The organism is Mycobacterium sp. 2-64 (assembly GCF_035918375.1).
Taxonomy (GTDB): domain Bacteria; phylum Actinomycetota; class Actinomycetes; order Mycobacteriales; family Mycobacteriaceae; genus Mycobacterium; species Mycobacterium intracellulare.
The window spans coordinates 487,830-503,520 of the sequence record NZ_CP142361.1; the positions used below are offsets into that span (position 1 = coordinate 487,830).

The window sequence follows — 15,691 nt, forward strand, 5'->3', positions numbered from 1 at the left end:
GCGCGGGCCGCTACTCGGAGGCCGGCAGCTTCTCGGGTTCCCTGTCGGCGGTCTCCGTCGCGCGGCGGCGGCCCCGATAGCCGCGCCAGGCAGCGATGAACGCCGGGATCATCGACACGAACAGGATGGCGAGGATGATCTTTTCCAGGTTGTGGTGCACGAACGGCACGTTGCCCAAAAAGTAGCCCGCGAGGGTCGCGCCGCCGCCCCAGGCGATGCCGCCGACGATGTCGAACCCCAAGAACAGCGGATAGCGCATGTAGGACACCCCGGCGATCACCGGGACGAACGTCCGCACGAACGGCGCGAACCGGGCCAGGATGATCGCCCAGGGCCCGTACTTCTCGAAGAACGCGTGTGACTCGGTCACGTAGTGCTTCTTGAAGAACCGCGAGTCTTCCTTCTTGAACAGCGCGGGCCCGATCCGCCGCCCGATGAAATATCCGGTCTGATCGCCCAGGACCGCGACCGTGGCGACGCACGGCGCCAGCACCCAGATGCTGACCGGTGGGTGCGGATGCGCGGCCAGCAGGCCGCCGGTGAACAGCAGCGACTCGCCGGGCAACAACGGAAACAGCAGCCCGGTCTCGATGAAGACGATGACCAGGATCCCGGGCAGCACCGCCGACCCGAAGACGCCGTCGGCGCCCAGCCAATACATCGGGTCGAGGATGGCGGGCAGGGCCGTCACGGCGGTACTCATGATCCATCAACATACCGGCCCGCGCTGAGCCGCCCGCCGACCTGGACGATACTGGGTGGACCCGGCCGCAGAAGGGGCAGAAGGGAGTTGCCATGCCCATCGCCACGCCCGAGGTCTACGCCGAGATGCTGCGCCGCGCCAAGGAGCACTCGTACGCCTTCCCCGCGATCAACTGCACCTCGTCGGAGACGGTGAACGCCGCCCTCAAGGGCTTCGCCGATGCCGGCAGCGACGGAATCATCCAATTCTCCACCGGCGGAGCTGAATTCGCGTCCGGCCTCGGAGTCAAGGACATGGTCGCCGGGGCAGTGGCCTTGGCCGAGTTCACCCGATCCATCGCGGCCAGGTACCCGATCAACGTCGCGCTCCACACCGACCATTGCCCCAAGGACAAGCTCGACACCTACGTCCGCCCGCTGCTGTCGATCTCGGCCGAGTGGGTCAGCGGGGGCGGCGAGCCGTTGTTCGGATCACACATGTGGGACGGGTCGGCGGTGCCGATCGACGAGAACCTGGCGATCGCCCGGGAACTGCTCACCGAGGCGTCGGCCGCCAAGATCATCCTCGAGATCGAGATCGGCGTGGTGGGTGGGGAAGAGGACGGCGTCGCCAACGAGATCAACGACAAGCTCTACACCACGCCGGAGGACTTCGAGAAGACCATCGACGCGCTGGGCCACGGCGAGCACGGCAAGTATCTGCTGGCCGCCACGTTCGGCAACGTGCACGGCGTGTACAAGCCCGGCAACGTCAAGCTGCGCCCCGACATCCTGGCCCAGGGCCAGAAGGTGGCGGCGGCCAAGCTCGGGTTGCCCGACGACACGAAACCGTTCGACTTCGTCTTCCACGGCGGCTCCGGATCCGAGAAGTCGGAGATCGAGGAGGCCCTGCGTTACGGCGTGGTGAAGATGAACGTCGACACCGACACGCAGTACGCGTTCACCCGCCCGATCGCCGGCCACATGTTCACCAACTACGACGGCGTGCTGAAGGTCGACGGCGACGTCGGGGCCAAGAAGGTCTACGACCCCCGCAGCTACCTCAAGAAGGCCGAGGCGTCGATGTCCGAGCGGGTGGTCCAGGCGTGCACGGACCTGCACTGCGCCGGAAAGTCGATCGCCTGACCCGGTCGAGCGTCGACTTCTGGGGCTGAATCCGCCCCGTTTCGCGCAACAACTCCACGTTCGGCGGGCAGGGGCGTTAGCCGCTGGCGGACTGGCAGATCTTCCACTGGTCGTCGCGGTACTGCAGGTCCAGGCTGCGGGTGGAGCGCACCTGCGGGTCGTAGGCCATGAACGTGGTGACGTTGGCCTCGGCGTGCTGGCCGTTGACGACGACCTGGTCGATGCTGGCGATCACCGGATACTGCTTGGCCGCCGAGACCCGCCGGTACGTTTCGTCCCAGGAACGTTCGTCGTAATCGGCGTAGCCGTCGCGGGTGGTGCCGCAGGTGATGGTGCGCAGCGTGGTCAGGTCGCCCCGCTGAATCGCGACGTCGAAGTTGCCGATGGTGTGCCGGACCTGGTCTTCCTGCGAGACGCCGGTGTGTTTGCCCCGGGTGAGCAGCACCGTGCCCAGGATCGCGATCGCCGCGAGCGCCAGCACGATCACGACGATCGCCAGTATCCACCCCCAGTTGAATTGCCTGGAGGTGCGCAGCTTCCCGCCGAGCCGGGGTGGGATCGATTGCGGGACAGCGGCTTTGGGCGGGGCCCCGAACTGCGCGGTCCCGTCCTGTCCCGGCGTGGCGAAGACCTCGGTGGCGGGCTCCGGGGTGGTGGAGATGATGGTGGTCTCTTTCGCGTCAAACCCCGGGGCGGTGAAGCGACGCTCGCGCTGCGGTGCCTCCGGCACTTCCTGGGGACCGCTGCGCGGATCGGGTTTGTTGATCACCACGGTCTCGGTCTCGGCGTCGTTGGGGACCATGGGCACGCTCTCGGTGGCGTCGTCACCGGTCTCGAAGCCGGCTTCGGGGCCGGATTCGGCCCCCCACTCGTCGCTCGGATCGTTGCGAGACTCGCGTGGATCGAACCCGGGCCGGTTCGGCGGGCCGCCGCGGTCGGGCTCGGATGGGTTGGGCATGAGTACTACTGTCCTCCCGCTGTCGAGTGGGGTAGTTGCAGAGCTTAGCGACCGAGACCCCGGCCCGGGGCGATGGCCGAGGTGCGTCCTGCGGGCAAAACGGGCGAGCTGCAGAATAGAGCCATGACGCCGATGAAGGATCTGCTAGGGCCCGACCCGATCCTGCTGCCCGGGGACCCCGACACCGAGGCGGAGCTGCTGGCCGGCGAGAAGCCGGGCATCGTCGCCGCCGCGCATCCGACGGCGTCGCTGGCCTGGGCGGCGCTGGCCGAGCAGGCGCTGGCCGACGACCAGGCGATCACCGCGTACGCGTACGCCCGCACCGGCTATCACCGCGGCCTGGACCAGCTGCGGCGGAACGGCTGGAAGGGTTTTGGCCCCGTCCCGTATTCGCACGAGCCCAACCGCGGCTTCCTGCGCTGTGTGGCCGCGCTGGCGCGCGCCGCCGACACGATCGGCGAAACCGACGAGTACGCACGGTGCCTGGACCTGCTCGACGACTGCGACCCCGAGGCGCGCAAAGCGCTTGGGCTGTAACGCCTTAAAAGCTTTCTGAGCAATCGGTGTCGTCAGGGCAGTCGATCTGAACGGTGGCGTGTTCCAGCCCGCGGGCCGATAGCACCGCCCGCGCGTCATGCAGGACCCGGGCGGGGTCCCCGGTGCTGGTCAGGTGCGCCGTGCACATGTCTTTGCCCGGCGACAGCGTCCACACGTGCAGGTCGTGCACCCCGGTCACGCCGTCGACGGCGCCGAGGGCGCTGCGCAGCTCCTCGACGTCGATGTGGGTCGGCGACGACTCGGAAAGGATCCGCAGCGCGTCGCGTGCGAGCGCGATCGCCCGGGGCAGCACCCAGAGCGCGACCAGCACGGCCACCACCACGTCGGCGTAGGGCCAGTGCGTCGTCACGGTGACCACGCCGGCGACCAGCACGCCCAGGCTGCCCACGGTGTCGGCGACGACCTCCATGTAGGCGCCCTTGACGGCCAGGCTCCCCGACGAGTGGGACCGCAGCAGCAGCGCGACGGCGAAGTTGGCGGCCAGCCCGGCCAGCGCGACGACGATCATCGGCACGCCCGGGACGGCGGGCGCCTCGCTGAGCCGCCGGACGGCCTCGTAGAGGATGAACGCCGCCACCCCGATCAGCAGGCCCGCGTTGGCGACGGCGGTGAACACCTCGGCGCGATGCCAGCCATACGTGCGGGCCGGCGACGAGCTGCCGCGGCGGGCCAGCGTGACGGCGGCCAGCCCCATGAACACGGCGACAACGTCGGTCAGCATGTGGCCGGCGTCGGCCAGCAGCGCGATCGAGTTGATCAGCAGTGAGGTGGCCAGTTCCACGACGAAGAACGCCGCCAGGATCGCCGCGGCGGTGACCATGCGCGGGATCAGCCGAGCGTCGTCCGTCTCGGCCGGGGTGTGGTTGTGGCCGGCGCCCATGCCCGGAAATATATGCGTGACGACGCATATATGGCAAGGGTCAGAACCAGCGGCTCCAGAAGCGGGTCAGCCCGTTGCCCCAGCTCACCAGCACGTCCGGCACGCCGGACAGGTCGAACAGCGACAACACGATCCCGAAGAACCAGTGGTTGAGCACGGGCGCCAGGAGCAGGAACAGCAGGATGACGAAGCCCCACTGCTTGGCCGGGGCCAGCGCGCGCTGCGTCTCGGGGTTCAGGTGCGGTTCCAGGGCGTCGTAGCCGTCCAGCCCGGGGATGGGCAGCAGGTTCAGCACGACGGCGGTGAGCTGAAGGAATCCCAGGAACGCCACCGCGGCCCACAGCACCACGTGCGTCGGGTCGAAGAACAACCGGATCAGCGCCAGCAACAGCGCCGCCAGCACCAGGTTGGCCGCCGGCCCGGCCAGGCTGACCAGCGTGCGACGGGCCGGCGTCATGAACCACGTCCGCACGTAGACCGCCGCCCCGGGCAGGCCGATCCCGCCCAGCGCGACGATCACCAACGGCAGCACGAGCGACAGCGCCGGATGGGCGTAGCGGCGGGGATCCAGCGTCAGGTACCCGCGCACGGCCGCGTCGTGGTCGCCGAACCGCCAGGCGGTGACCGCGTGCCCGAACTCGTGCAGGCACAGCGACACCAGCCAGCCGGCGATCACGAAGATGAACACCCCGACATAGGCGAGCGGCCGCGCGCTGTAACCTGCCTGCCAGGCCAGTCCACCGCCGACCGCCGTCAACCCGAGCAGGGCCAAGAAGATCGGGCTGGGCCGGACCGATTCGCGCTGGGGCGAGGGGAAGCTCACCGCACGAAACTATCGGACCAGCAGCCAGCCCTCGATGTTGCGGTAGAACGCCGAGCGGCGGCCGGGCCGGGGGGCGGGGACGCCGTCGCGCAGCACGACGACGCCCGTGCTGCCGAGCTGGGCCGCGCGGCCGGTGACCCACCGGCGCCAGCGCCCCTGGAGCGAGGCCCGCAGGCCGGGCATGGCCAGCGTCGGCTCGACGAGCACACCGGCGGCGTCGCCGTCGAACAACATGGTGTCGTCGACGACCGCCTCGCCGTGGATCACCCGCTCGCCGTCCGGCGGCACCCAGGCGGCGCGCCCGACGACCACCGAGCCGGTCTCGTCGCGGATCAGCGTCACCCGTTGCGCCGAACCGCGGACGGCCCGGCGCGCCGCCCGGCGCCCGGCGGGCAGGCGATAGATCCGGGTCGCCCGGGTGCGCCGCCGCGGCACGTAGGCCACCTCGACGTCGAGCCGCTCCGCGCGCAGCAGCCGGGTCAACACCGCCGCCAGGTCGGCGTCGGCGCCCACCACGACCAGCCGCGGGAAGGGGCCTATCGCGGCGTCGAGGTCGGGTTCGCCGGCGATGCGGTGGGCGCGCAACCCCCGCAATGGGCCGTAGGTCCGCCCGTGCGTGAACAGCAGGACCGCGGCGGCCCGATCGTCTTGTGTCACAAGCTATCCAATCAAGCTGGTCCAATCTGTTTGACTTCCAACGACTCTGGCTCGATCAATGGGCCATAACGACACAGTCACAACATGGTGTCGGACTGCGAAAGTTGTTGCGGCGCCGCCTGGAAACACCCGGATACTTTACTCCTGCCACAGGGCCTACGTTGTGCGGAATCCCGCCAACGAGTGGCTGAGAGAACGGAGAACGACCATTCGCCGCCTCACCCCCATTTTCTCCGCCGTGCGGCCCGCGCCGCTCGGGTACGGCGCCGGCCCCGCCCGCCTCCGTTGCTGACGACGCACCTCGGTCGCGTTGGCGCCGTGCTGCTTTCGGCCGTCCTGCTGTGCCTCGCATCGGCGCGGGCGTCGGCCGACGAGTCGATCGTGATCGATTTGGTGCGCCACGGGCAGTCGGTGGCCAACGCCGCGAGTGTGATCGATACGGCGGTGCCCGGGGCCGCACTCACCGCGCTTGGCCAACAACAGGCGCAGGACGTCGCCAATGTGCTCGCGGCGAAGGGCCCGGTCGCCGCGATCTTCGCGTCGCAGTTGATCAGGACGCAGCAGACCGCGGCGCCGTTGGCGGCGGCGTTGGGGATGAATGTGCAGGTGCTGCCCGGGCTCAACGAGATCGACGCGGGCATCTTCAACGGGATGCCGCAGTTCAGCCTGGCGGGGCTGGCGTACCTGCTGGCACCGGTCGCGTGGTTGCTCGGGCTGCGCGTCGTGCCGATGCTCGCGCCGGGCTCGGCCGACCCCAACGGGTACGAGTTCCACAGGCGTTTCAGCGGCGCGCTCCAGACGATGTCCGGCAACGCGGCGACGACCGCGAGCGGCTTCAACGACATGCTCGCAAGGATGTACGGCAGCGCGTTGGCCAACCCGGTCCGCGCGTCCGACGGCAGGATCAGAGAGGTCGCGTTCTCCAGCGAATTCGACATCGGCATCGGGACGATGACGACCGTCAGAAACCCCGAACAGTTGCTCCTGCTTTTCGACCCGCTGCCCAACACCGGCATCGTCGAGATCCAGGGCAATCCCCACGATGGCTGGACGCTGGTCAGCTGGAACGGGAAACCGGCGTGGCCCGGTTGGGCGGCCAAGCGATACGACCGTGACGCCAACGGCCTGTGCCTGATGCTGGACGCGCCGTCGCGCAACGGCGTGTGCGCGGCGAAGCCGCCGGTGGCGGCAAGCCCCTGAGCACCATGCGAGGCCCGACGTCTAGGATCGCCACGTGAGCGCGGCAAGCAAAGACGCGTGCAGCTACGCGCACGGTCACGACGCGGCCAACCGAGGCGCCGTCACCCGACGGCAGTGCGAGCCATCGGGCGATGTCGAAAACCGTTGCAGCGGTGCAAGATCTGGCGTTCTGCCAGCAGAACCACAGTAGGCAGGCGGGAGCAAACTCATGCCGGCAATCGTCCTGATCGGCGCCCAGTGGGGCGACGAGGGCAAAGGTAAGGCCACCGACCTGCTGGGTGGGCGGGTGCAGTGGGTGGTGCGCTACCAGGGTGGCAACAACGCCGGGCACACGGTCGTCTTGCCGACGGGGGAGAACTTCGCCCTGCACCTGATCCCGTCGGGCGTGCTGACGCCCGGCGTCACCAACGTCATCGGCAACGGTGTGGTGATCGACCCCGGCGTGCTGCTCGACGAGCTCAAAGGCCTCGAAGACCGCGGTGTCGACACCTCGAGGCTGCTGATCTCCGCCGACGCGCACCTGCTGTTGCCCTACCACGTGGCCATCGACAAGGTCACCGAGCGCTACATGGGCAACAAGAAGATCGGCACCACCGGCCGCGGCATCGGGCCCTGCTACCAGGACAAGATCGCCCGGATCGGAATCCGCGTCGCCGACGTGCTCGACCGGGAGGTGTTGACCCACAAGGTCGAGGCCGCGCTGGAGCTGAAGAACCAGATCTTGGTCAAGATCTACAACCGCAAGGCGCTCGACCCGCACCAGGTGGTCGAGGCCCTGCTCGAGCAGGCGGAGGGTTTCGCGCACCGCATCGCCGACACCCGGCTGTTGCTCAACACCGCGCTGGAGTCCGGCGAAACCGTGTTGCTGGAGGGTTCGCAGGGCACCCTGCTCGACGTCGACCACGGCACGTATCCCTATGTGACGTCGTCGAATCCGACGGCGGGCGGGGCGGCGGTGGGTTCGGGGATCGGGCCAACCCGGATCACCGCGGTGCTGGGGATCCTCAAGGCCTACACCACCCGCGTGGGCTCCGGCCCGTTCCCCACCGAGTTGTTCGACGAGAACGGCGAATACCTGTCCAAGACCGGCGGCGAATTCGGCGTCACCACCGGGCGGCGCCGGCGGTGCGGCTGGTTCGACGCCGTCATCGCCCGCTACGCCACCCGGGTCAACGGCATCACCGACTACTTCCTGACCAAGCTCGACGTGCTGTCCAGCCTGGAAACCGTTCCCGTGTGCGTCGGCTACCAGATCGACGGGGCACGCATCCACGAGATGCCGATGACCCAAAGCGATTTGCACCGCGCCGAGCCGATCTACGAGGAGCTGCCCGGCTGGTGGGAGGACATCTCGCACGCCCGGGAGTTCGACGACCTGCCCGCCAAGGCCCGTGACTACGTGCTTCGGCTCGAAGAGCTTGCGGGAGCCCATGTTTCGTGCATCGGTGTGGGACCCGGGCGCGAACAGACCATCGTGCGCCGCGACGTCCTGGCGGCCCGCGCGTGACGGACCCGGAACCGAACCCGATCGACCTCGATCCCGAATACGAACACCACGGCGGCTTCCCGGAGTACGGGCCCGCCAGCCCCGGCCCCGGCTTCGCCCGGTTCGTCGCCTCGATGCGCCGGCTGCAGGACCTCGCCGTGTCGGCCGACCCGGGCGACGACGTCTGGGACGACGCCGCCGACCGGGTCGCGGCGCTGACCGAGCTGCTGGGGCCGTTTCAGGCCGAGGCCGAGGGCCAGGCGCCCGCGGGCCGCACCCCCGACCTGCCGGGCATGGGCAGCCTGCTGCTGCCGCCGTGGGTGCTGACGCGGTACGACCCCGAGGGCGTCGAAATGACCGGCCACTTCAGCCGCTTCCACGTCGGCGGCAACCACGCGGTGCACGGCGGCGTGCTGCCGCTGCTGTTCGACCACATGTTCGGCATGATCTCCCACGCCGCCAACCGGCCCATCAGCCGCACGGCCTTCCTGCACGTCGACTACCGCAAGGTCACCCCGATCGACGTGCCGCTGCTGGTGCGGGGCCGGGTCACCGGCACCGAGGGCCGCAAGGCGTTCGTCTCCGCCGAATTGGTCGACGAGGAGCAGACCGTGCTGGCCGAGGGCAACGGGCTGATGGTGCGGCTGCTTCCCGGTCAGCCCTAGCGCGGCGACGATGCGGCGCGGTGGCGCCGCTGAGGAGCCGGGCAGTCAGCCCTAGCGCGGCGACGATGCGGCGCGGTGGCGCCGCTGAGGAGCCGGGCAGTCAGCCCTAGCACTCGCCGAACCGACCTATCCTTGAGCCGTGACTGACGGCGTGACGGACGGACGCGACGACGAGACGACGGCGCTCGTCGTGCCCCCACCGGCCCCCGCCGACGCGCGCCCGACGGTGCTGCTGCTGGGTTCCGGCGAGATCAGCCGGGAGCTGGCGATCGCCCTGGGACGCCTCGGGGCCCGGGTGATCGCCGCCGACCGGTACCCCCACGCGCCCGCGCACGGGGTCGCCGACCAGGCGCTGGTGCTCGACATGACCGACGCCGACGAGCTGGCGCAGGCGATCGGGCGGCTGCAACCCACCCTCGTCGTCACCACCACCGACGCGGTCGCCACCGGGGCCCTCGACGCCCTCGACGGCGAGCTGGTGCCCAGCGCCCGCGCCGTGCGGCTCACCGCCGACCGCGAAGGGCTGCGCCGGCTGGCCGCCGACGAGCTGGGGCTGCCCACCGCGCCGTTCTGGTTCGTCGGATCGCTGGGCGAACTCGAGGCGGTCGGCGCGCACGCCGGGTACCCGCTGCTGGTCAAGCCGGTGGCCGGGCCGACCGGGCAGCGGCAGTCGGTGGTGGCGCGCCGCGAGGACATCGAACCCGCCTGGCGCCGCGCGGTGGGCGACCAGTCCTCCGCCCGGGTGCTGGCCGAAACCGTGGTCGAGGTCGAGTTCTACGTGACCCTGCTGGCGGTCCGCAGCGAGGGCCCGTCGGGGCCGGCCATCGAATTCTGCTCACCCATCGGGCACCGCGGGTCCGACGGGCAGGTGCTGGAATCCTGGCAGCCCCAGAAGATGAGCGCGGCCGCGACGGACGCCGCGAGGTCGATCGCCGCGCGGATCGTCAAGGCGCTGGGCGGGCGCGGCGTGTTCGGGGTCGAATTGATGGTCAACGGCGACGAGGTGTACTTCGCCGACGTCACGTCGCGCCCGGCCGACAGCGCCTGGGTGACCCTGCGCAGCCAGCGACTTTCGGCGTTCGAGCTGCAGGCCCGCACCATCCTGGGCCTGCCGGTGGACACCATGATGGTGTCGCCGGCCGCCGCCCGGGTGGCGGGCCCGGCCGATCCCCATGACCCCGCCGCGTTGATCGGCGCGCTGAGCGTGCCGGAGAGCGACCTGCGCGTCTCCGGGAGCGGGTTCCGGGCGTTGGCGACCGCGCCGGAGGTGACGGCGGCCCGCGAGCGCGCCGGCCAGGCCGCCGAACGGCTGGCCGCCCCGGCGCCCCGCGGCTGAGCCCCGAGATGCGCGCGGCGCCGGTCTCGATACGATCGCAGGTCAGGTAGCGCCGCGCGGGGGGCAATCTCGCCGGGGTGGCTGACGATGCGTACGAAGGACGAGGGAATACGAGCATGAGCACAGAGCGCGGACACTCCTACGCGGGCGACATCTCGCCCCTGGAGGCATGGAAACTGCTCAGCGACAATCCGAACGCCGTGCTGGTCGACGTGCGCACCGACGCCGAATGGCGATTCGTCGGGGTGCCCGATCTGTCCAGCCTCGGCCGCGAGGTGCTGTTCCTCGAGTGGAATTCCTCCGACGGCAGGCCCAACGCGAACTTCGCCGACCAGCTGCGCGAGCAGGTGGCGCCGGCCGAAACCGACGCGGATCGCCCGGTGCTGTTTTTGTGTCGCTCCGGAAACCGCTCCATCGGCGCCGCCGAGGTGGCGACCCAGCTGGGCATCACGCCGGCCTACAACATCCTGGACGGCTTCGAGGGCCAGCTGGACGCCAACGGTCATCGCGGCGAGTCGGGCTGGCGGGCGATCGGATTGCCTTGGAAGCAAGGTTGATCCGGGCATGACGCCCGCCGATCACGACTCGGTTCGCACTCCCGCACCGTTGCCCGAAGGCGTCAGCCAGGCGACCATCGGCGTGCGCGGTGGGCTGCTGCGCTCGGGGTTCGACGAGACCGCCGAGGCGCTGTACCTGACGTCGGGCTACGTCTACGAAACCGCGGCGGTCGCCGAGCAGTCGTTCACCGGCGAGGTCGACCGCTTCGTCTACTCGCGGTACGGCAACCCGACCGTGACGATGTTCGAGGAGCGGCTGCGCCTGCTCGAAGGCGCACCGGCGGCGTTTGCCACCGCGAGCGGCATGGCGGCGGTGTTCACGTCACTGGGCGCGCTGCTGGGCGCGGGGGACCGGTTGGTCGCGTCGCGCAGCCTGTTCGGCTCGTGTTTCGTGGTGTGCAACGAGATCCTGCCGCGCTGGGGTGTCGAAACCGTCTTCGTCGACGGCGACGACCTGTCCCAGTGGGAACAGGCGTTGTCGGTGCCCACCACGGCGGTGTTCTTCGAAACCCCGTCGAATCCGATGCAGTCGCTGGTGGACATCGCCGCGGTGACCGAGCTGGCCCACGCCGCGGGCGCAAAGGTGGTGCTGGACAACGTTTTCGCCACACCGCTGCTGCAGCAGGGCGTCCCGCTCGGCGTCGACGTGGTGGTGTACTCGGGCACCAAGCACATCGACGGCCAGGGCCGGGTGCTTGGCGGGGCCATCCTCGGCGACAAGGAGTACATCGACGGCCCGGTGCAGAAACTGATGCGGCACACCGGCCCGGCGATGAGCGCGTTCAACGCCTGGGTGTTGCTGAAAGGCCTTGAGACGATGGCCATCCGGGTCGAGCACAGCAATTCCTCGGCGTACCGGATCGCCGAATTCCTCGAGACCCATCCGGCGGTGAGCTGGGTGCGCTACCCCTATCTGTCCTCACACCCGCAATACGACCTGGCCAAGCGCCAGATGTCGGGCGGCGGAACGGTGATCACCTTCGCGCTCGACTGCCCGGACAGCAGGGCCAAACAGCGGGCCTTCGAGGTGCTGGACAAGTTGACGCTGATCGACATCTCCAACAACCTCGGCGACGCCAAATCCCTTGTCACACATCCCGCGACCACCACTCACCGGGCGATGGGCCCGGAGGGCCGCGCGGCGATCGGGCTCGGCGACGGCGTGGTCCGCATCTCCGTCGGCCTGGAAGGCACCGACGACCTGATCGCCGACATCGATCGGGCCCTGAGCTAGCCGGCCGCCTTCTGCTCGGCCGTCTCGGCGCGCTCGGCGGCCGCGAGCGTGCCTTCGGCGGCCTGCTGCTCCACCCAGTTCACCAGCGGCCGGGCGTAGATCATCTGGCTGGTGATGGCCATCTGGCCGCGGGTGCGGCCCAGGAACGAGATCCCCCAGGCGAACATGGCGGCCAGTCGGTTCCGGTGGCCGATGAGGTAGTACAGGTGCAGCACCAGCCACGCCAGCCAGGCGAAGAACCCGGCGAATTCCACCTTGCCGACCTGCGCGACGGCACTGTAGCGGGAGATGAGCGCCATGCTGCCCTTGTTCACGTACCGGAAGGGCTTGCGGTCGGCGGGATTGTCCTCACCCTTGAGCGCGTGCTTGATGACGGTGGCGGCGTATTTCGCGCCCTGGATCGCGCCCTGCGCCATCCCGGGCACGCCGGGCACCGACATCAGGTCGCCGACGACGAACACGTACGGGTGCCCTTTGACGGTGAGGTCGGGTTCGACGATCACCCTTCCGGCGCGGTCGGTTTCGGTTCCGTCGGACTGTTCGGCGAGCATCGCGCCCAGCGAGCTGGCCTGCACGCCGGCCGCCCACACCTTGCACGCGCATTCGATGCGGCGCTCGCCGCCGTCCTTCTCCTTGATCGTGATGCCCATGTAGTCGACCGCGGTCACCATCGCGTTGAGCTGGACCTCGACGTCCATCTTTTCCAGCCGCCGCTGGGCCTTGAGGCCCAGCTTGGTGCCCATCGGCGGCAACACCGCGGGCGCCGCGTCGAGCAGGATGACCCGGCATTCGCTGGGGGTGATCGTCCGGAACGCGCCGGCCAGGGTGCGCTCGGCCAGCTGGACGATCTCGCCGGCCAGCTCGACGCCGGTGGGCCCGGCGCCGACCACCACGAAGGTCAGGCGGCGTTTGCGCTCGGCCGGGTCGGTGGCGACCTCCGCGGCCTCGAAGGCGCCGAGGATGCGGCCGCGCAGCTCCAGGGCGTCGTCGATGCTCTTCATCCCGGGCGCGAAGGCGGCGTACTCGTCGTGGCCGAAGTAGGACTGCTGTGCGCCGGCGGCCACGATCAGGCTGTCGTAGGGCGTCACCGTCTCCATGCCCATCAGGTGCGATGTGACCGTCTTGGCGGTGAGGTCGATGGCGGAGACTTCGCCCCACAGCACCCGGACGTTGCGCTGCCGGCGCAGGATCAGTCTGGTGGTCGGCGCGATGTCGCCTTCGGACAGGATGCCTGTGGCCACCTGATACAGCAGCGGCTGGAAGAGGTGCGTTGTCGTCTTCGAGATCACGGTGACCTCGACTTCGGTGCCCTTGGGGGCGCGTTTGAGCGCCTTTGCCGCGGTCAACCCGCCGAAACCGCTTCCGATGATGACCACACGATGGCGCGACATGCCTCCACCGTACGACGCCGCACCCACGAAAGGCGAGGCCGACGTGCGCGCGGATGGGTGGCGCGTCGGAGCCACCGGGCTAGCAGAAGGAGCCGCAGAGGCCGAAAATGCGTGCGGCCAAGCCGATCTCGACGCCTCTGGGGACGCCATAACCCGAAATGGCGTGTGTGGTAACGGATCCCGGCCGGGGCCGCGGCGCGCATCAGAGCATGCTGTGGCCCCGGCCGATCACCTTGTGCTCTTCGCTACGCGAAGCGTGATGTGAGTGAACGGGCCCCAATTGAGCTCGGGGCCCGTTCGGTTACCGCTATCCGGTGCAGGTCAAACCGGGTCCACAGTCGATAACGAGCGGAATCGTGCATGCCGAGGTCATTGGCGCTGCGAAAGCCAGCACTACGGCGATGACGATTTTGCTAGTACGACGTGACATTAGAACCCCCTACGTCTGGGAGACGACATTCTAAGGCCCGATGTCGGCGAGCTTACGTTGTCAATCGCTCGCAGATAAGCGATTTCGCGAATATTTCCGACCAATTCGTCAAACGGATGACCGACGAACCCAGCTCGGATGCGACCGCCTGGCCGCGAACGGAATTCAGCAAAATCCGGTGGCCCGGTGAATGGGAATTATCCTGCGCGGGGCCTATGTCGCGGCTATATTGGATCGCTATTTACCCGCCGCTCGCCGGCGCGGCTGCGCAAATTGGATATGAATTCAAATAGGTCCCGAGCTCGCGCCGCCCGACGCGCGGCGAAACCGTCGGGATGGCAATTTGTTTCAGCGACGGGTGGGAGGGCATCGCTGCCGCTCAGAACGGCCACGCGCTGGCGTCGCTCTTGTACTTGGCGTTGAGATCGCTGCAGAAGTCGGCGGCGGTGCCGGCGAGCAGGATGTAATAGGTCTCGCCGCGGCGGCTGTCGTAGGACGTCGGCGTGGTCCAGCCGTTGTTGCACATGGCGGTTTCGCCGCCCGCGGCGGTCCTTCGCCAATTGGTCTTCACGCAGCCCACCAGGCCGTCGAGGCTCGGCGTCGCGCTCTTGGCCGCAACCAGCATCGCTCCGCCCCACTGCCCGTCGGTGCGCCGATAGGCGCGCGCCCCGAATCCAGAATTGTCGGTCTGGCACGCCAACGCCCGGCGCAGCAGCGAGAAGGGCCCCGCGAGTTGCGGGTTGGTGGCTCCCGCCGCGGACGTGATGAACTGCGCCGCGTCCGAGCCGTCGACCTCCTGCACGACGCTAGGATTGCCAAAGCTGAAGAGCTGCTGGGCGATTCCCTGCGCCGCCGCGGAGCCCCCGCCGATGATCGGCCCGCTGCCGCTGGACGCCATCGGGGGCAGCGCCGCGGCCGGATCGGCGCCCGCCGCGGGCAGGCCGGCGGCGGCTCCCAGGGCCAACAAGGCGATGGTGCCGCGGACGCGGCGTGCGGTGACTCCCATGCCCTTCATTCCAGCACGTGCGCGTAGTCGACGCGGCGGTCGTCGGCGATTAATCCGCCCAGCACGTGGCGGATCTGCAACGCGATGTATTCGTCGAGGGTGTAGGTCGGCCCGAAGTGCCAGTGCTTCAGCGCCCAACCGTGGGCCAGCAACATGATGTCGAACACGGTGAGGTCGACGTCGACCCCGCGGAATACGCCCTGGGCGACGCCGGCCTCGATCACCGCGCGCAGCGGTGCGGCCGTGGCGATTTCGAGGTCCTTGATCTGGGTGCGGCCGGGCGCCCCGAGGGTTCGGCTCTCCCGGTAGGTCAGGACCACGCCGTCGAGGTTCTCGTCGACGATCTGGATGTAGCGTCGGACCCCCGCGGTCAGCTGGTCCACGACGTCGTCGCCGGCGGCGGCGATGACCGGCGCCAGCTGATCGCGGAACGCGTCGAGGATGCGCACGATCGTGGCGAGCAGCAGGTCTTCCTTGCCGCCGAAGTATTTGTAGAGCAGGCCGACGCTGACCTCGGCCTCGGTGGCCAGGTCCTGCATGGACATCTGGTGAAACCCGGTCCTGCCCATGACTTTGACCGCGGCATCGAGCACCTGGCGACGCCGCGAGCTGACGCGGGCGGCGCGCACCGCCTCCTCGGCGGGAAGGGCGCTGTAGTCGGCGACGTCGGTGGCCATCGGCTG

Annotated in this window: 16 protein-coding genes; 8 read left to right on the top strand and 8 right to left on the bottom strand. The window is 69.2% G+C overall.

From position 1 onward, the window contains the following. Positions 1 to 10 precede the first annotated feature (10 nt). A complete protein-coding gene (locus QGN31_RS02265; protein ID WP_014943039.1) occupies positions 11 to 703 on the bottom strand; it encodes a DedA family protein in 693 nt (230 codons plus the stop codon). A gap of 92 nt (positions 704 to 795) precedes the next feature. On the opposite strand from QGN31_RS02265, the gene fbaA reads away from it, so the two are divergent. Further along, positions 796 to 1,827 carry a class II fructose-bisphosphate aldolase gene (gene fbaA / locus QGN31_RS02270; protein ID WP_014943038.1) on the top strand — a complete coding sequence of 344 codons (1,032 nt, stop codon included), beginning with the start codon at positions 796 to 798 and terminating at the stop codon, positions 1,825 to 1,827. Between the two features lie 76 nt (positions 1,828 to 1,903). Here the strand turns inward: fbaA and QGN31_RS02275 are convergent, their stop codons facing one another. Beyond that, positions 1,904 to 2,785 carry an Rv0361 family membrane protein gene (locus QGN31_RS02275; protein ID WP_009957195.1) on the bottom strand — a complete coding sequence of 294 codons (882 nt, stop codon included), beginning with the start codon at positions 2,783 to 2,785 and terminating at the stop codon, positions 1,904 to 1,906. 123 nt (positions 2,786 to 2,908) lie between these two features. Here QGN31_RS02275 and QGN31_RS02280 point away from each other — a divergent pair, with 123 nt between their 5' ends. Continuing rightward, positions 2,909 to 3,322: a DUF3151 domain-containing protein gene (locus QGN31_RS02280; protein ID WP_014381301.1), complete on the top strand. Its 414-nt coding sequence runs from the start codon at positions 2,909 to 2,911 to the stop codon at positions 3,320 to 3,322. Between the two features lie 4 nt (positions 3,323 to 3,326). On the opposite strand, the gene QGN31_RS02285 is transcribed toward QGN31_RS02280, so the two are convergent. The 3 genes from QGN31_RS02285 to QGN31_RS02295 are packed head-to-tail and all read right to left on the bottom strand — an operon-like array spanning position 3,327 to position 5,703. After that, positions 3,327 to 4,223: a cation diffusion facilitator family transporter gene (locus QGN31_RS02285; protein WP_014943037.1), complete on the bottom strand. Its 897-nt coding sequence runs from the start codon at positions 4,221 to 4,223 to the stop codon at positions 3,327 to 3,329. A 40-nt stretch (positions 4,224 to 4,263) separates the two neighbouring features. Continuing rightward, entirely contained in the window at positions 4,264 to 5,046 is a 783-nt protein-coding gene (locus QGN31_RS02290) for a site-2 protease family protein (RefSeq protein ID WP_009957199.1), read from the bottom strand. A 9-nt stretch (positions 5,047 to 5,055) separates the two neighbouring features. After that, the gene (locus tag QGN31_RS02295; protein ID WP_043955442.1) at positions 5,056 to 5,703 is read right to left on the bottom strand and encodes a hypothetical protein; all 648 of its coding nucleotides are present in this window, start codon (positions 5,701 to 5,703) and stop codon (positions 5,056 to 5,058) included. Positions 5,704 to 5,988: 285 nt separating this feature from the next. On the opposite strand from QGN31_RS02295, the gene QGN31_RS02300 reads away from it, so the two are divergent. From QGN31_RS02300 to QGN31_RS02325, 6 genes are all read left to right on the top strand, one after another. Beyond that, positions 5,989 to 6,903: a histidine phosphatase family protein gene (locus QGN31_RS02300; RefSeq protein WP_193375524.1), complete on the top strand. Its 915-nt coding sequence runs from the start codon at positions 5,989 to 5,991 to the stop codon at positions 6,901 to 6,903. A 208-nt stretch (positions 6,904 to 7,111) separates the two neighbouring features. Beyond that, a complete protein-coding gene (locus tag QGN31_RS02305) occupies positions 7,112 to 8,410 on the top strand; it encodes an adenylosuccinate synthase (RefSeq protein ID WP_014385923.1) in 1,299 nt (432 codons plus the stop codon). Next, positions 8,407 to 9,054 (top strand): PaaI family thioesterase, encoded by a 648-nt coding sequence (locus QGN31_RS02310; protein ID WP_009956038.1) that lies wholly within the window; start codon positions 8,407 to 8,409, stop codon positions 9,052 to 9,054. The genes QGN31_RS02305 and QGN31_RS02310 overlap by 4 nt, the downstream gene beginning before the upstream one ends. 139 nt (positions 9,055 to 9,193) lie before the next feature. After that, positions 9,194 to 10,390: a formate-dependent phosphoribosylglycinamide formyltransferase gene (gene purT, locus QGN31_RS02315; RefSeq protein WP_014943033.1), complete on the top strand. Its 1,197-nt coding sequence runs from the start codon at positions 9,194 to 9,196 to the stop codon at positions 10,388 to 10,390. A 116-nt stretch (positions 10,391 to 10,506) separates the two neighbouring features. Beyond that, entirely contained in the window at positions 10,507 to 10,947 is a 441-nt protein-coding gene (locus tag QGN31_RS02320; protein WP_008261475.1) for a rhodanese-like domain-containing protein, read from the top strand. A gap of 7 nt (positions 10,948 to 10,954) precedes the next feature. Then, positions 10,955 to 12,181, top strand: coding sequence for an O-succinylhomoserine sulfhydrylase (locus tag QGN31_RS02325; protein ID WP_009952489.1), 1,227 nt, complete (start codon positions 10,955 to 10,957; stop codon positions 12,179 to 12,181). On the opposite strand, the gene QGN31_RS02330 is transcribed toward QGN31_RS02325, so the two are convergent. From QGN31_RS02330 to QGN31_RS02340, 3 genes are all read right to left on the bottom strand, one after another. After that, positions 12,178 to 13,572: an NAD(P)/FAD-dependent oxidoreductase gene (locus QGN31_RS02330; protein ID WP_009952488.1), complete on the bottom strand. Its 1,395-nt coding sequence runs from the start codon at positions 13,570 to 13,572 to the stop codon at positions 12,178 to 12,180. The two genes, QGN31_RS02325 and QGN31_RS02330, sit on opposite strands and share 4 nt — an antisense overlap. Before the next feature lie 809 nt (positions 13,573 to 14,381). Continuing rightward, on the bottom strand, positions 14,382 to 15,008 hold the full coding sequence (locus tag QGN31_RS02335; RefSeq protein ID WP_043955880.1) for a hypothetical protein: 627 nt from the start codon (positions 15,006 to 15,008) through the stop codon (positions 14,382 to 14,384). Positions 15,009 to 15,013: 5 nt separating this feature from the next. After that, entirely contained in the window at positions 15,014 to 15,685 is a 672-nt protein-coding gene (locus QGN31_RS02340; protein WP_014383403.1) for a TetR/AcrR family transcriptional regulator, read from the bottom strand. Positions 15,686 to 15,691 lie beyond the last annotated feature (6 nt).